The following is a 16786-nucleotide window of genomic DNA, read 5'->3' on the forward strand; positions in this document are numbered from 1 at the left end:
ATCAGCGGGTGCGCAGCTGCTCGCGGAAGGAGACGCAGTCCGCATAGGAGGGCAGCAGGCCCTGCCGCTCGGCCTCCGCCAGTGACGGAGCCTGCTCGTCCTTCGGCGAGAGCAGCGGCTGGACGTCGGCCGGCCAGGCGATGCCGAGATCCGGATCGAGCGGGTGGATCCCGTGCTCGCGTTCGGGTGCGTAGCCCTCTGAGCACAGGTAGACGACGGTGGCATCGTCGGTGAGAGCCAGGAAAGCGTGGCCGAGGCCCTCGGACAGATAGACGGCGTGGTGCTTCTCGTCGTCCAGCCGGACGATCTCCCACTGCTTGTAGGTGGGGGAGCCGGTGCGGATGTCGACGATGACGTCCAGCACGGCGCCGCGTACGCACTTCACGTACTTGGCCTGGCTCGGCGGCACGTCGGCGAAGTGGATGCCGCGCAGGGTGCCGCGCCGGGAGACGGAGCAGTTGGCCTGGACGAGGCTGAGGTCCTGGCCGGTGGCCTCGCGGAAGTCGTTGCCCCGGAACCACTCGTGGAAGCTGCCCCGATCGTCGGGGAACACCTTCGGCTCGTGCACCCAGGCGCCTTCGATGGACAGAGGTCGCATGTTTGTCGCTTTCCGTTCTTGCTCGCGTTGGTTACTTCGACAGGGCGCGGCGGACGCGCCCGGCCACGCGGCGCAGCAGGGACCGGTTGGAGGCCTTCGCCGCCGCGGCCTTCGCTGCCGCGGCCTTGGCCGCCTTGATCTCGGCGGCGGCCTCGGCCGCGTGCCGGACCCGGGGAGCCCCGTCGGAGTCGACGCCGAGCACAAGAGGAAGAGCGGTCCAGCGGGGCACACCCCGCTTGGCGGACGGCAGACCGAGTTCGATGCGCTGCTGGGCGCCAGCGGTCAGCTCGGGCGGCAGGAGTGCGGAGAGGACGGTTCCGTCCGGGCCGGCCGACAGGGTCGCCGCGGTCTCGAAGGCAGCGGCGCCGCCCGATGCCTTGTAGCGGAGCGACGCCTGCTCCTCGCCGGTCACCGCCAGCCGCAGCGGCAGTTCGATCCGGCCGTCGGACAGCACGGCGTCCTTGGCGGTGATCGGGGCGACGTCCCGGTCGAACTTGCTCGTGGCGTGGTCGACGTCGAGAGAGAGGTTGCTGTGGGGCTCGGTCCAGTACGGCAGGACCAGGCGCCGCGGCGAACCGCTGAGGGCGCCCTCGCGCCCGTCCTCCACGTCGTCCGCGCGCAGCGCCCCGAGGCGCGTCTCCTTCGTCCAACCGCAGGAGGTGATCCGTATGAGCACGTCCCAGATCCCGGCCCCGAGCGGGGCGCCGTTGGCGGCGCCCTCGATGTCGACCGACGACTTCGCCATCAGCACCGAGCGGAAGGTGCCGTCCGTGTCCGGCAGCCGCTCACGGGTGAACTCGACGGGCTGGAAGAACTCGGCCGCGGTGGCGCGCTCGCGCACCACGAGGTCGACCTTCGCCCGGTCGAGGGTGGCCAGGGGCTCGACGCCCGTCTCCTTGACCGTCGCCAGGGTGCTGTCCGACAGCGGCAGGTTCAGCATGTCCTTGCCGTTCACCGTACGGAAGGTCATCGGCCGGCCGTCGACCTCGTACTCGGCGGTGAAGGCGACCTGGAGCTCTCCGTCCTCCCAGGCCAGGCTCTCCAGCAGACCGGTCGGCTTGATCCCCGCCTCCCAGCGGGCGAGCTCCTCGACCTCGGCGAGGCGGTCGGCGGCGATGAGCGCGGCGACCAGCTGCTGAATCGGCTGCATTCCCGCCGCGACACCCGGGCCGAAGCGCTCCGTGACCACCGAGTGGATCTCGGCGAACAGCTCCTTGCGGTAGTCCTCCGGCAGGGCCAGCAGACGCTTGCCGCGCAGCCGCTCCACCATTTCGTTGCGCAGCCACCGGCGGAACAGCTTGTCGCGCAGCGGACCGGGCTCGGTGTGGCGCTCGACGACGTCGAGGGCCTCGCGGAGGTTCTTGAAGTAGCCGACCGGGTCGAAGCGCTGGAAGCCGGCGTTGGACGCGTCCTCACGCTTGACGTGGTAGTAGCACAGGTAGTCGCTGAGGACGGCGACGTTGGACGCCCGCAGGTACGCCTCGGCGACGAAGACGTGGTCCTCGAGACGGCGGCGGCCCTCCATGAAGCGAAGCTTGCTGCTGTCGAGGAAGTCCTTGCGGACCATCTTGTGCGGGGTCAGGCTGTCGATCAGCGGGGCGTTCTCGACGGAGGCCCGCGGCCGGTTCACACGGAACAGCTCCAGCGGCACGGGGCGGCCCTTGCCGGCCATCTTGCCGATCACGACGTCGGCCTTGTTGACGACGCCGTACTCGTACATGCGCTCCAGGGCTTCGTCCCCGAGCCAGTCGTCGTTGTCGACGAACATCACGTACTCGCCGCGTGCGGCCTCGATGCCGACATTGCGAGGCTTGCCGGACCAGCCGGATCCCTCCTGGTGGATCACGTGCATGTGCGGGTGCTCGGCCGCGAGCCGGTCGAGCCGCTCAGGGGTTCCGTCGGTCGAGCCGTCGTTGACGAAGATGGCTTCGTACTCGTCGTCCGGCAGGCTCTGCCGCAGCAGCGATGCTATGCAGTCCTCTATGTACTCGCCGGGGTTGTAGACGGGAATGACCACACTGACCTTGACCGACATGCAGAAGCTCCCAATGACCTCACAAAGCTCCGGCATCCTGCTTTGCGGGAGCATGAATGGGACAGACTACCTGCCCCGCGAAGACCCGTTCTCTATGGGCGCAGGCAGCCGCCGGACCGCGGCGGCTGCCTGGAGAGCGGCTAGATCGGCTAAGAGGCCGAGCCGGGGATCCGGGCGCGCAGCCCGGACAAGGCGGACCTGGGCCGGCGGAGATTCCGGGCACGCACCAGGTCGGACCAGAAGGACGCCTCGAGGAACGCCTCGGGCTGCACCGCCTTCTTGCGGACCAGGACCTCCTCGGGGACGTCCTGGGGGTCGGGGACGACGTACTCCTTGATGATGTCGTCGTACGACCGCTTGAGCACGGTGTTCTCCGGGTCCGCGCCGAAGATCACGACGACACCGGTGGGCTGGGTGTCCACCTCGACCACCACGAGGTCGGGGCGGTACCGGCGCAGCACCGTCGCGACCTTGTAGACGTCACCGGTCCAGGCACCGGTGTGCCGGTCACGGGCTGCCTCGTCGACGTTGCGAGGCAGCATGTCGTCGAGAACGATCACGCTCGACCAGCGGGAATACTCCTCGACGTTCATGAAATCGCGCAGCGCGAACTCGAAAAGATGCATGCCGTCGATGAACGCCAGCTCGAGCTTGGGATCGGCGCCCATCAGGTTGAACGGATCCTTGCGGGCGAGCGCGCGGAACGGATTGCGGCCGTTGCGCAGGTGCAGCAGGGGATCCCGGCGCGCGAAGAAGTCGTCACTCGTGGCCCTGACGAGGTGAACGTCACAGCTGAGTTCCGTGACGACCCGGAATGCCGGGTCGACCGCGACGGAGGGAACTCGGGAGAGGGTCAGGCTGCGTCCGTCGTTGACCCCGATCTCCAGGTAGTTCCGGGGCTTGTAGACGCGGTGCAGCTGACGCAGAAAACCGTGGCGGTCCACTTCGGGGTTGCCCTTCGCTGGGAATCAACTTGATTGATTCCCAGCGAAGTTAGCCGGTACGTGGCCTGCCGGTAAACATCTACTAGCGGGTAATGTCGGGCGTGTCGCCCCCGCGCTCCGCCGCGACCAGTGAGGGGAACGCCTCTGCGAGCGCCTCGCGCCAGTCGCGGATGGGTTCGATGCCCGTGTCCCGCCATCCCTCGTGGCCCAGCACGCTGTACGAGGGCCGGGGTGCGGGCCGGACGAAGGCCGCGCTGGTCGTCGGGCGCACCCGCTCGGGGTCCGCGCCCAGCAGCCGGAAGATCTCCCGGGTGAACCCGAACCAGGTCGTCTCACCACTGCTGGTGCCGTGGTGGACGCCCGCCTTGACGGTGCCCGCCAGCGCGCCCCGGCCGAGCCGGACCAGCCGGTCGGCGAGATCGGCGGTCCAGGTGGGCTGGCCCCGCTGGTCGTCAACGACGTCGAGGGTGTCCTTGACGGCTTCCAGCTTGATCATGGTGCGGACGAAGTTGCCACCGCCCGCGCCGTACAGCCACGCCGTGCGGACCACGTGGCCCGTGTCCGGGAGCACGTCCAGCACGGCCTGCTCGCCCGCCAGCTTGGTGCGCCCGTAGGCGCTGCGCGGGCCGGTGGGGGCCTCCTCGGCGTAGGGCTCGGTCCCGTCGCCGGCGAAGACGTAGTCCGTGGAGACGTGGAGCAGTACCGCCCCTGCCTCCTTGCAGGCCTCGGCGAGCACCCGGGGGCCGGTGCCGTTGACCGCGAGGGCCGCTTCCTCCTGGCTCTCCGCGCCGTCGACATCCGTCCAAGCGGCGCAGTTGACGACGGCGACCGGCCGGTGCGCGGCCATGGCCGCGCGGACCGACTCCGGGTCGGTGATGTCCAGGTCGGCCCGGCCGGCGCCGACGGCCTCGATGCCGTCGGCCGCCAGCCGCTCCAGGACGTCAGGGGCCAGCATGCCGCCGGCACCGGTCACGAGCCATACGCTCACAGCGCCGCACGCTCCTTCAGGGGCTCCCACCAGGCGCGGTTGTCGCGGTACCACTGGACCGTCTCCGCGAGGCCCTTGGCGAAGTCCTTGCGGGGCTCGTAGCCGAGCTCCTCACGGATCTTGGCGCAGTCGACCGAGTAACGGCGGTCGTGGCCCTTGCGGTCGGTGACGTACTCGACGCTGGTGTCCCAGTCGGCCCCGCACGCCTCGAGCAGCAGCCCGGTGAGCTCCTTGTTGGAGAGCTCGGTGCCGCCGCCGATGTTGTAGACCTCGCCCGCGCGGCCCTTGGTGCGGACCAGCTCGATGCCCTGGACGTGGTCGTCGATGTGCAGCCAGTCGCGCACGTTGCCGCCGTCGCCGTACAGCGGGACCTTCTTGCCGTCCAGCAGGTTCGTGATGAACAGCGGGATGACCTTCTCGGGGAAGTGGTGGTGCCCGTAGTTGTTGGAGCACCGGGTCACCCGCACGTCCAGCCCGTGGGTGCGGTGGTACGACAGGGCGATCAGGTCGCTGGACGCCTTGGCGGAGGAGTACGGGGAGTTGGGCTCCAGCGGGTGCGTCTCAGGCCAGGAACCCTCGTCGATCGAGCCGTAGACCTCGTCGGTGGAGATGTGCACGAAGGTCTTGACGCCCGCGCGGTGCGCGGCGTCGATCAGCGTGTGGGTGCCCACCACGTTGGTACGGACGAACTCGGCGCCGCCGTCGATGGACCGGTCCACGTGCGACTCGGCCGCGAAGTGCACCACCTGGTCGTGCTCGGCCATGAGCTTGCCGACGAGCTCGGGGTCGCAGATGTCGCCCTGCACGAAGGAGAAGCCGGGGTGGTCGCGGACCTCGTCGAGGTTGGCCGGGTTGCCCGCGTACGTCAGCTTGTCCAGCACGGTGACGGCGATGTCACCGGGGCCCTCGGGGCCGAGGACGGTACGGACGTAGTGGGAGCCGATGAAGCCGGCGCCGCCGGTCACCAGGATCTTCGTGGTCATGAGGAGATCTGCACCTTGCTGTGGTCACCGAGCACGAGCCGGTGGGCGGACGGGTTACGGGGAGCGGGCGTGACTTGGACGTCACGGCCGATGAGGGACGCCTCCACACGGCGCACGCCGGTGATCGAGGCGCCGCGCAGCACGATCGAGTACTCGATCTCGCTGTCCTCGATCCGGCAGCCCTCGGAGACCGAGGTGAACGGGCCGACGTAGGCGTCGCTGATCACGGTGCCGGCACCGATGATCGCAGGGCCGACGATCCGGCTGCCGCTGACCTTGGCACCCGCCTCGATCCGCACCCGGCCGATGATCTCGCTGCTCTCGTCGACCGTACCCTCGGCGACGGGCTCGACGCCCTCCAGCACCGAGCGGTTGACCTCCAGCATGTCGGTGACGTTGCCGGTGTCCTTCCAGTAGCCCGCGATCGTCGTGGAGCGGACGTCGCGCTGCTGATCGATGAGCCACTGGATGGCGTGCGTGATCTCCAGCTCACCGCGCCAGGACGGCTCGATGGAGCGCACCGCTTCGTGAATGGCTGGCGTGAACAGGTAGACGCCGACCAGGGCGAGGTCGCTCTTGGGCTGCTTCGGCTTCTCCTCGAGCCCTACGACGCGCCCGGTGCCGTCCAGCTCGGCGACACCGAAAGAGGTCGGGTTGGGGACCTTGGTGAGAAGGATCTGGGCGTCCGGGCGCTCGGCGCGGAACTCGTCGACCAGACCGCTGATGCCGCCGACGATGAAGTTGTCGCCGAGGTACATCACGAAGTCGTCGTCGCCGAGGAAGTCCTGGGCGATCAGCACGGCGTGCGCGAGACCGAGCGGCTGGTCCTGCGGGATGTACGTGACCTTGATCCCGAACTGGGAACCGTCGCCGACGGCTTCGCGGATCTCTTCGGCGGTGTCGCCCACGATCACGCCGACCTCGGTGATCCCGGCCTCGGCGATCGCCTCCAGGCCGTAGAACAGCACCGGCTTGTTTGCGACGGGCACCAGCTGCTTGGCCGAGGTGTGCGTGATGGGGCGCAGACGTGTGCCCGCTCCACCGGAGAGTACGAGTGCCTTCACGATTTCTGTCCTCGATTGGGGGTTTGTTTCCCGAGCGGCTATCGCTCCGGCCGCTCGATTTTACCCAATGTCAAGCTTGCCCCGCCGACCGCGGGTGCCGTTCGGCGCGCAGCTTCCGCAGGCGTCTGCGCGACCAGCGCACGGTTCGCCGGACAAGTGAAGGAACAGTGTTCGGCGGCAGCACACGCACACTGCCCGACCAGTCCGGCACAGTGATCTCGTAGGCGGACCGGGGGATGCCGCTCTGTTTGTTCCCGAAGTGCGGATACGCGAGGTACAGCCTGCGCCCGCGCCCCTCGGTCACCACCCTCGGGACCTGCTTGGTCCGGACGAATTCGAGCACGTCCACCAGGACGTCGAGGCGGCCCGCCGCCACACAGGCGAGCACCAGCCGCTCCCCGACCTTGATCCGGTCCGCGACGCTCTTGGACCAGTACTTGATGACGGGGGCCGCCAACTCCAGTTTGTGCCGCCGCACTTCCTCCGTCTCCTTGAGCAGCACGGGGCCGAACTGCTGCAGCAGCCCGACGGTGAACGGCCGCAGAAGCAGCTGGTCCCGCTTCGGTCCGGCCGGTTCGAGCCGGACGATCAGCTCCGTCAGTGCCGTGATGGCCGCGAAGCGGGGCGGATAACTGCCCCTGCGGGTCGCGTGCTTTCCGTCGTCCCTGGCGACGAGGTGGTAGCAGTCGTAGTCCGCCACGACCGAGACACCGTTCCCCTGCAGATACGCCTCCATGGTGAACAGCGCGTCCTCGCCGGTGGGGAGCGTCTCGTCGAATTCGAGACCCAGCCGGGACAGCAGCTCGCGCCGGAACAGCTTCTGCGCGCTCAGCGCGAAGATGACGCGCGAGGAGTACACGTCCACCCGCTCCTCGGTACGCGCGAACATCGAGGTCCCGACCTTGCGGCCGACCCCCTTGAGGCGGCCGAGGACCACGTCGGTGCCGGCCCGGTCCGCCATCGCGACCAGGCGTTCCAGCGCCTCGTCGCCGAAGAAGTCGTCGGCGTCGAGGAAGAAGACGAACCGGCCCCGGGCCAGCCGAAGACCTACGTTGCGGGGGCCGCTGGGACCGCCCGAGTTGGCCTGGTGGATCACCCGGGTCGGCACTTTCGAACGGGCGGCGAACTCGTCCAGGTACTCACCGGTTCCGTCGGTCGAGCCGTCGTCGACGGCGACGATCTCGATCCGGTCGGCGCCCAGGGTCTGGCTCTCCACCGACTCCAGGCAACGGATGAGATAGGGCATGGCTTCGTAAGCGCCGACCACGACGGTGACGTCGGGCACGAAAGGTTTGTCGTTCATCGACTCCAAGACAACCGGAGTCGTGCCCAGGTTGCCCGGAACGACACAACCCGTATGGATCTGTTCGCACATGCAGTTCGACCCGGCGGCCGCCCCCCCCCCCCCCCCCCGCCCCCCCGGCCCCCCCCCCCCCCCCCCGCCGCCCGCCCCCCCCCCCCCCCGGGGGCGCCCCCCGCCGGGTCGGACGATTCTGCGGTCAGCCGCCCACGGGCGTGTCGTTGCGGCCGGGCGTCTGCTCCGTCTCGGCCATCCGCTTCTCGACACCCACGTTGCGGGCCTGCGACTTCGCGGCCAGGCTCTGCACAGCGGCGTCGAACTGCTCCATCGACGTCGGCTCGTCCGGCCCGAGCAGGTACTCCTTGAGCACGCGGCGCTCCTCGGCGAGGGCGTCCGCGGCGGGGTCGGCGACGGCGGCGAGCAGCTCGTCGAGCTCCTCCGCGCTGTTGGAGAGGATCACCGCGGCCCGTACCGCCGTGTTCTGCCGCTTGAACTCGTCCTCGCCGAGGCCGGCCGAGTCGGTGACCGCGTACGGCTTGCCGCTGGCGATGAAGTCCGACACGACACTGGAGATGTCGGAGACCATGGCGTCCGACTCGTTGAAGCAGTCGTACAGCCGCGGAGCCGGCCCGGTGATGACCTTGTGCTCCCACCAGCCGAAGGAACGCCAGTACGCCGTGTTCCACTCGTCCCGCAGCCGGGCCGTCTCCGCCTCGCGCGCCGGGTCCGGCAGCGAGTCACGGGAGACCTCCGCCTCGTCCCGGCCTTCTCCGGCGCCGCCGGACAGCTCCGCCAGCCGGGCCTCGATGCGCTGCAGCTCGGCAGCCGCCTCCGTCTGCTCCGCGAGGTGCGAGGAGGCTTCCTTCGCCCAGCGGGGTTCGGCGGCGCGCGCTGCCGCGGCCTTCTCGATCATCGCGACGATCCGGTCGTGGGCGGCCTTGGCCTTGACGCTCCGGGTGCCGGTGAAGGGGTGGGGCTTGTAGACGACCCGCACCGGCTCCGGTGCCTCGAGGAGCTTCCTGACGATGTTCTCGCCCGCCAGCAGCAGGGAGGTGTTGCCGGGGTTGTCGTCCCAGCCCTCCCAGGTGGGCGCGTAGAGCACGGTCGGGATGGGGTTCCCGGTCCTCGAGTTGCCCGTCTTGATGGGGGCGAGCTGGGGGCGGCCCACCTCGACGATGTCCTCGCTGCGCACACCGACGTCGGCCAGCGCGTACCGGTCGCGTCCCGCGCGGCCGGCGGTCCACACCTCGTCGTAGGCCTTGCTGAACGGGTTGACGCTGGCGAGCTTGTCGCTGTCGCCGTGGCCGATGAAGACGTGCTTCATGGTCGGCACACGGAGCATGTGGATGTTCTTGCCGACGTTGGCGGCGTACAGCGCGACCCGCACGGAGGACAGGTCCAGGTTCATCAGATGCACACTGCCCGGCACGCACACCACCGGCACCGACGTCGGGCCGAGCTGGGGCACGATGTTGCGTTCACGCAGGAAGATGACCGGCCGGCCCTCGAGCTGGGACATCGTCTCCAGCCACATGTTGACCTGGTAGGCGGAGTCGGCCGAACCGGAGAAGTACATCATCACGGTCGGCTTGTAGTCGGTCAGCCATGCGTCGATGCCCTCGAGGACCTTTTCCGGCGGCGGCACCAGCTTGCTGGGCCGCAGATGCGGCATCAGCAGGAACACATACCCGACGGCGAGGGCGAGGGTGAGCCCCAGACCCGCGTAGGCGAACCAGGGGGTGTCGGCCTCGATCGCGGCCAGCACACCCAGCAGGGCGAACACGTCCAGGTGGAGCATCTTCTCCGCGGGCCGGTCGAGCAGCCGCCGCGGAGGCGCGTCGGGGATGCGTACGTACCCCGAGAGATCGATGTTGCGGGTGACGACCGGCAGCTTGCGACGCAGCCGGAGCAGCATGACCATCGCACCGTGCGGCGCCTGGAGGCCGTAGAAGGCCAGCAGACAGGCGACGGTCACATAGAAGACCATCTGGTCCGCGAGCCCCGTCCGGGCCATCAGCAGAACGAGCAGCAGCTGGCGCACCAGGAACCTGATCGACAGACCCGCGCGCACCTTGGCGAGACGATTGACCAGATAGCTGGAGCGCTGGTGCAGAAACCGGTCGGACAGGTAGGTCACTGCCACGGCCACCGCGAAGAACCAGAGGTTGGGAATTATCGCGGCGAGCATGACGCATGGGAATCCCAGCACCAGAAGAAGTGCGGCTGCCAGCTCGGATCCGCTACCCACGCGAGCCAAGCGAATGGCTTTCGAAATCACGAAGCACCTGCTCCTGGGGGTACCGACGGTTTTGCCTTGCAAAGAAGATGTGAAGGCGAGGCTTCACGAACTCGGGCCTCCGCAGTGCGCGAAAGGCGGCAACTACAGAGGCCCAGAGAATTGATTGTCAGGAATTATTACACATCTTCCTGGCGGTCCAGCACGGAGGCCAGGGCCTGCTCGAAGCCGGACGCCTCGGAAGCCCCACGGGTGGGATCCTGCTGGCGGACGTCGATGACGTGCCCGGTCAGCTCGGAGAGCAGCACGTCGAGCGAGGTCCGCGCGACAGCCTCCGACGACAGCAGGGAACCGGCCGGCTCGTCGCCGAACGCCTTGGTGCGCATGGGAGTCGCGGTGCGCTCCGGGTTCACGCAGTTCACCCGGATGCCGTCGGCGGCCCACTCGTCCGACAGTGCCTGGGTGAGATTCACCATCGCGGCCTTCGTGGAGGAGTACAGGCTGTACTCGGCGCGGCCGCGGGTGTAGCTGCTGGAGGTGTAGAGCAGCAGCTGCCCCTGGGTCTCCGCGAGGTACTTGTGCGACGCCCGGGCGATCTGAACGGGCGCCAGGTAATTGACGTTCAGCGCTTCCTGGATGGCCGCGTTGTCCGTCTCCGCGAGCTTTCCGATGCGCAGCACGCCCGCGGTGTTGATCACGTAGTCGATGCGGCCGCTCTCGGCGTACGCCGTGGAGAGGGCCTCGTCGACGTGCTCCGGGTTCTCGACGTGCGTGCCCGTGGTGGAACGGCCCAGCGCGTACACCTTGGCGCCGTAGGACTCGGCGAGCTTCGCGATGTCGGCGCCGATCCCGTAGGAGCCGCCGAAGACGACGAGGGTCTTGCCGGCGAGCAGTTCGCGGTAGGCGGCCGCGTCGGCCTGGCGCGGAGCCGCGGTGGAGGCCAGCTGGAAGAGCTTGTCCGCGATGAAGACGTCGACCGGCTGGGTGACCTTCATGTTGTACTCGTCGCCCGCGACGACGTAGATCGGCACGTCGGGCAGGTACTTCAGCACGACCGAGCAGTCGTCGGTGGCCTGGAAGTTCGGGTCGCCGGCGGCGACCTCGTACGCCCTGCGGATCGTGGACAGCTTGAACGCCTGGGGCGTCTGGCCGCGGCGCAGCCGGGAGCGGTCCGGGACGTCGGTGATGAACTCGCCGTCCTCGCCGTGCGTCCGGGTCACGATGATCGTGTCCGCGGAGGGGATGGCGACGTCGACGGCCTGGTAGCGGTCGAGCGCGTCGACGCAGTCCTTGATGACCCGTTCGGAGAGCAGCGGGCGCACGGCGTCGTGGAACAGGACGTTGCGGTCCTCGCCCTCGGCCAGGCCCTCACCCAGTGCCGCGATGGCCCGCTCGGTGGTCTCGTTGCGCGTCGAGCCGCCCTCGATGACCTTGACGACCTTGGTCAGCCCGGCCTTGGCGACGATCTTCTCGACGTCCGGCACGTACCCGGGGGCCATCAGCACCATGACGTCGTCGATCGAGTCGGCCCGCTCGAAGATCGACAGTGTGTGCTCGATGACAGCCTTGCCTGCGATCTTCAGCAGCTGCTTGGGGATGGACAGACCCACGCGCTGACCGGTTCCACCGGCGAGCACGACTGCTGTGGTTCGGGGTTTGGCTATGTGCTGCACAGACACAGACGACCTACCTTGCGAGGGCTGGGGAACAAAACTGATGGTTGCACCCTCCGTTACCGAACCGCAAGGCGGGTGACGCCCGTGCAACCGCTCCGATAAACCTCCTGTTCACCGGTGATCAGGGGAATTGACCCGACCCGACGGCAACCCCGACGTGATCGACACCACACATCTGAGTGGCATGAATCACCCTGAGCGGGTCATGGGAGGTCGACAACGTTCAGCGCCAGGTCGTTGGTGAGGGTGTAGTAGACCCGCACCCGCACCTTGGGCCGCGGTCTGCGCAGGAGCCGCTTGGCCATGGCCCGCGCGAGACTCTCCGTCCGCCTCTTGGCGATGACGCTCTGCGGATAGACGAAGACGTCCTTCTTCTGCACCACATCGTCCAGCACCCGGCCCATTTTCACCGGCTTCTCATCCGGCGCGTAACGCACATAGGCGTCCCACACGTCGTGCGGGGTGGTCTGCGAGGCGGCGGGCACGGACGAGGAGAAGGTGAAACGGAAACCCCTGGTGCCCCGCCGCTCACCGGTGAAGGTGATCTCGTCCTTCGGCCTGCCGCGGCGGCGCAGCACGAGCACCGGCGCACCGGAGGCAGCGGCCCGGCCGTGAAGGGTGCCGGCCAGGGTCACCCGCGTGCCGTCCACCTCGACGACGTCGGCCTCCGCGTGGACCGGCCGCGACCAGGCCCGCAGCATCAGGGCTCCGCCCTTGGCGGTGTCCTTGTACGGGATCAGGTTGCGGACGGTCTCGTCGGGCGCGAGCCGTCCGGCGACGCCGACAGCGCCGCGCTGGTCGACGGTCCGTGCGGTGACACGTCCGCGCACACCGGAGTCCACCAGCTCCACATAGGCGTTCCACAGCCCCTCCGCGAACGCCGCGTCGGCCGGGACCTTCACGCCCCCGGCGGCGTCGAAGTCGAAGGTCCGCGCACCGTCGGCGTCGTCGGTGCGCGTGCAAACCAGGCGCACACCGCCCCGGGCCCCCTTCGGCAGCGGGGCGGCGAGCGTGAGGCTGAGGGAGCCGTCCGGCTCGACCACGCAGTCCGCGGCGGGGTTGATCCCGGGGAGCTCCGTCCGTCGTGCGGCCTGCGCGGCGAGTTCGCCGAAGAGCGTCTCGTACTGCTTGGTGACGACCGCGGGATCGAACCGGCGGGCGTTGCGCACGGCTGCCGCGCCCATCCGTCTGCGCAGGTCCTCGTCCTCGATCAGCCGCAGCAGTGCGGCGGCGACGGCGTCCGTGTCGCCCACCGGCACCAGGATTCCGTCCTCGCCGTCGCGGATGATCTCGCGCGGCCCGTAGTCGCAGTCCGTGCTGACCATGGGCACGCCGCAGCGCATCGCCTCCACCACGGTCATACCGAAGGACTCGTGGCGTGAAGTGGACGCCGCGACGGCACCCTTGACCCACTCCGGCTCGATCGGCGAACGCGGACCCATGAGATAGGCGCTGTTGTAGAGGCCGAGTGCGTCGATCCGCGCCCGCAGCCTCTCCCGCTGGTCACCGGAGCCGTAGATGCGCAGCACCCAGTCGGGGTGGACGGCGACGACCTTCGCGAACGCATCGAGGAGCACGTGGTACTGCTTCCCCGCGGCCAGCCGGCCGGCGGCGACGATCGTCCTGCCCGCCGTGTCGGACGGGGCGACGGGCGGCTCCGGGACGCTGTTCGGGATGGCGAGGACCCTGGTGGTCGGCAGCGGCGTCTTCTCCCGCCACACCGCCGCGTCGCCCTCGGAGACGGTGACGAACGCGTCGACGGCGTCGAGGTGTTCGTACATCTCCTCGCGCAGCGCCGCACTGTGGTGATGGTGCGTCATGTGCTCCTGCCCGATCCGTACGGCGGTGGGAGCGGCGAACCGGGCGACGTACGCGGTGAGACCGGGCCGGGTTCCGATGACGACGTCCGCGTCGCAGACGGCGTAGTGCTCGCGGACCCGTTCGTCGGTGAGCCTGCTGTACTCCTTGTAGCGCGCCTCGGCGCGGGGGAAGACCGTGGCGGGCTCGCTGAAACGGGGGTCCCCGCGGTCGCTCGCCGGGGAGTCCTTGCGGATGTCGAGCAGCGGTACGACGGTGATGCGCGGGTCGATGGCGAAGGCCGCCTCGTCGCGGTGGCGGAAGACGGACACGATCTCGACCTCGTGGCGGTTCGCCAGCTCCTCGGCCAGATTCAGCGTCGTGCGGATGGTGCCGCCGATGCCGTAAATGGTGTGGATGAGGAAAGAGATCTTCATCTGCGCTCCGTTCGGTTCCCCTCCGGGACGAAGGGGACGTGCATCACATCGATTTTGCCCTTCCGGTCTTGATTTTCACCATTGATGCCCTTTCGGCCCGCCTTCACCCGGGGAGACGGAGAAGCGACGCAGAGGGTTGCGTACGAAATCGGCCCGGAGACGGTCTCCGGGCCGATTTCAGGGGAACGACCGTATGAATCCGGCCATGGTCCCGTACGGAAGGCTAGAAGGGGTCGAAGCCCTCGTACTCCTTCAGGGCCTCGTCGCGCTCCGCGTCGCGGTCCCGCCGTCGCTGTGCCGCCGGACGCGGCGCCTCGAAGCGGTGGTCCTCGCCGCGGCGGCCCAGCATCTCCGCACCCGCCATGACCGTCGGCTCCCAGTCGAAGACGACCGCGTTGTCCTCGGGGCCGATGGCCACGCCGTCGCCCGCGCGGGCACCGGCCTTCATCAGCTCCTCCTCGACACCGAGGCGGGCCAGCCGGTCGGCGAGGTAGCCGACGGCCTCGTCGTTGTTGAAGTCCGTCTGGCGCACCCAGCGCTCCGGCTTCTCGCCGCGCACGCGGAAGAGGCCCTCCTCCTCCTGCCGGACCGTGAAGCCGGCGTCGTCGACCGCCTTGGGGCGGATGACGATCCGGGTCGCCTCCTCCACCGGCCTGGCCGCCCTCGCCTCCGCGACGATCTCGGCGAGCGCGAAGGACAGCTCCTTGAGGCCCTTGTGCGCCACCGCCGACACCTCGAACACGCGGTAGCCGCGCGCTTCGAGGTCCGGGCGGATCATGTCCGCGAGGTCCTGGCCGTCCGGGATGTCGACCTTGTTGAGCACGACGATGCGCGGCCGGTCCTCCAGGCCGCCGTACTGCCGCAGCTCCTCCTCGATGACGTCGAGGTCGGAGACCGGGTCCCGGTCGGACTCCAGCGTCGCGGTGTCCAGGACGTGCACCAGCACCGAGCAGCGCTCGACGTGGCGCAGGAACTCCAGACCCAGCCCGCGGCCCTGGCTGGCGCCGGGGATCAGCCCGGGGACGTCCGCGACGGTGTACACGGTCGAGCCCGCTGTGACGACGCCGAGGTTCGGCACGAGCGTGGTGAAGGGGTAGTCCGCGATCTTCGGCTTGGCGGCGCTGAGCACGGAGATCAGCGACGACTTGCCGGCGCTCGGGTAGCCGACGAGCGCGACGTCGGCGACGGTCTTGAGCTCCAGCACCACGTCCCCGGCCTGCCCGGGCACGCCGAGCAGCGCGAATCCGGGGGCCTTGCGGCGCGCGGACGCGAGCGCCGCGTTGCCGAGGCCGCCGCGGCCGCCCTCCGCCGCCACATAGGTGGTGCCCTGGCCGACCATGTCGGCGAGGACGTTGCCCTGGTTGTCGAGGACGACGGTGCCGTCGGGGACCGGCAGGACCAGGTCCTGGCCGTCCTTGCCGGAGCGGTTGCCGCCCTCGCCGGGCTTGCCGTTGGTGGCCTTGCGGTGCGGGCTGTGGTGGTAGTCCAGAAGCGTGGTGACCGACTGGTCGACGACCAGGATCACATCGCCGCCGCGGCCGCCGTTGCCGCCGTCGGGGCCGCCGAGCGGCTTGAACTTCTCTCGGTGCACGGAGGCACAGCCGTGCCCTCCGTTACCCGCGGCGACGTGCAGCTCGACGCGGTCCACGAAGGTGGTCATGGAAGTGCCTCCAGTGATGACGGGGGTCGTACGTACGTAAATGTCTGTCTCTCAACACACGAAAGGCGGACCCGCTTCCCGTACGGGAAGTGAGGTCCGCCCCTCGGATGCGTTTCCGGTCAGGCGACCGGAACGATGTTCACGACCTTGCGGCCACGGTGGGAACCGAACTCCACCGCACCCGGCTGGAGCGCGAACAGCGTGTCGTCGCCGCCGCGGCCGACGCCGGTGCCGGGGTGGAAGTGGGTGCCGCGCTGGCGGACCAGGATCTCACCCGCGAGGACGACCTGACCGCCGAAGCGCTTCACGCCGAGCCGCTGGGCATTGGAGTCGCGACCGTTCCGGGTGGACGATGCGCCCTTCTTGTGTGCCATCTCTCCTCAGTCCCTTACTTCGCAGCCGTGGGGATGCCGGTGACCTTGATCGCCGTGTACTGCTGACGGTGACCCTGGCGGCGGCGGTAGCCGGTCTTGTTCTTGTAGCGAAGGATGTCGATCTTCGCGCCCTTGTGGTGGTCCACGACCTCGGCCGTGACCTTGATACCGGCCAGCACCCACGGGTCACTGGTCACGGCGTCGCCGTCGACAACGAGCAGGGTCGAGAGCTCGACCGTGTCGCCAACCTGGGCAGTGGAAATCTTGTCAACCTCAACGATGTCGCCGACAGCAACCTTGTGCTGGCGACCACCGCTGCGCACGATGGCGTACACGCGGATCTCTCTCTCGCTCGGAACGAAACCCCTGATGCCAGCCGCTCCAACGGGCCGGGGCCCGTGTGATCCGAATGGACGAGCGGCCTCTCCCGGCGGGCCGGGAGGGAGGTGCTCAGAGGTGGGCGCATATAAGGAAACACGCCGAGGGACAAGGTTACGGACCGCGCCCCGGCGGGTCAAACCGGCCCTGCCCGCACCGCAGGAGGCCCGGTCACACCCGGCCCCCGGACCCCGTCAGCGCGCGTCGTGGGATCCACCCCGACGGTCACCGATCGTCCACATCGTCAGCACTCGGGGTTCCTGTCCGCCCTTGGTCCCGCAGGGGATCGCGGTCCGCCACCGCGCGGGCCGCAGGC

13 protein-coding genes are annotated in these 16786 nt (G+C 69.1%); all 13 read right to left on the minus strand.

Features of this window, described 5'->3' with window-relative positions; all coding sequences use genetic code 11:
• Position 1 precedes the first annotated feature (1 nt).
• A complete protein-coding gene (gene rfbC / locus OGH68_RS11750; protein ID WP_264243329.1) occupies positions 2-598 on the minus strand; it encodes a dTDP-4-dehydrorhamnose 3,5-epimerase in 597 nt (198 codons plus the stop codon).
• Between the two features lie 31 nt (positions 599-629).
• Positions 630-2633, minus strand: a complete 2004-nt coding sequence (locus OGH68_RS11755; protein WP_264243330.1) for a glycosyltransferase family 2 protein — start codon at positions 2631-2633, stop codon at positions 630-632.
• 149 nt (positions 2634-2782) lie between these two features.
• A complete protein-coding gene (locus OGH68_RS11760; protein WP_264243331.1) occupies positions 2783-3577 on the minus strand; it encodes a class I SAM-dependent methyltransferase in 795 nt (264 codons plus the stop codon).
• An 82-nt stretch (positions 3578-3659) separates the two neighbouring features.
• Positions 3660-4532, minus strand: coding sequence for a dTDP-4-dehydrorhamnose reductase (gene rfbD / locus OGH68_RS11765; RefSeq protein WP_413471105.1), 873 nt, complete (start codon positions 4530-4532; stop codon positions 3660-3662).
• Between the two features lie 29 nt (positions 4533-4561).
• Complete coding sequence (gene rfbB, locus OGH68_RS11770; protein WP_264243333.1) at positions 4562-5548, minus strand: dTDP-glucose 4,6-dehydratase; 987 nt, start codon at positions 5546-5548, stop codon at positions 4562-4564.
• Positions 5545-6612, minus strand: a complete 1068-nt coding sequence (locus tag OGH68_RS11775) for a glucose-1-phosphate thymidylyltransferase (protein ID WP_264243334.1) — start codon at positions 6610-6612, stop codon at positions 5545-5547. Before OGH68_RS11775 ends, rfbB begins: the two co-directional genes overlap by 4 nt.
• Before the next feature lie 70 nt (positions 6613-6682).
• Entirely contained in the window at positions 6683-7915 is a 1233-nt protein-coding gene (locus tag OGH68_RS11780; protein WP_264243335.1) for a glycosyltransferase family 2 protein, read from the minus strand.
• 196 nt (positions 7916-8111) lie between these two features.
• Complete coding sequence (locus OGH68_RS11785; RefSeq protein WP_264243336.1) at positions 8112-10190, minus strand: hypothetical protein; 2079 nt, start codon at positions 10188-10190, stop codon at positions 8112-8114.
• A gap of 137 nt (positions 10191-10327) precedes the next feature.
• Positions 10328-11827 carry a bifunctional cytidylyltransferase/SDR family oxidoreductase gene (locus OGH68_RS11790; protein ID WP_264243337.1) on the minus strand — a complete coding sequence of 500 codons (1500 nt, stop codon included), beginning with the start codon at positions 11825-11827 and terminating at the stop codon, positions 10328-10330.
• A gap of 200 nt (positions 11828-12027) precedes the next feature.
• Complete coding sequence (locus tag OGH68_RS11795) at positions 12028-14058, minus strand: glycosyltransferase family 4 protein (RefSeq protein ID WP_264243338.1); 2031 nt, start codon at positions 14056-14058, stop codon at positions 12028-12030.
• Between the two features lie 223 nt (positions 14059-14281).
• Positions 14282-15718: a GTPase ObgE gene (obgE, locus tag OGH68_RS11800; protein WP_264243339.1), complete on the minus strand. Its 1437-nt coding sequence runs from the start codon at positions 15716-15718 to the stop codon at positions 14282-14284.
• Between the two features lie 119 nt (positions 15719-15837).
• Positions 15838-16092 (minus strand): 50S ribosomal protein L27, encoded by a 255-nt coding sequence (rpmA, locus tag OGH68_RS11805; protein ID WP_100107140.1) that lies wholly within the window; start codon positions 16090-16092, stop codon positions 15838-15840.
• Between the two features lie 14 nt (positions 16093-16106).
• The gene (gene rplU / locus OGH68_RS11810) at positions 16107-16427 is read right to left on the minus strand and encodes a 50S ribosomal protein L21 (protein ID WP_256523109.1); all 321 of its coding nucleotides are present in this window, start codon (positions 16425-16427) and stop codon (positions 16107-16109) included.
• Positions 16428-16786: the final 359 nt, after the last annotated feature.

The organism is Streptomyces peucetius (genome assembly GCF_025854275.1).
GTDB classification, from domain to species: Bacteria; Actinomycetota; Actinomycetes; order Streptomycetales; family Streptomycetaceae; genus Streptomyces; species Streptomyces peucetius_A.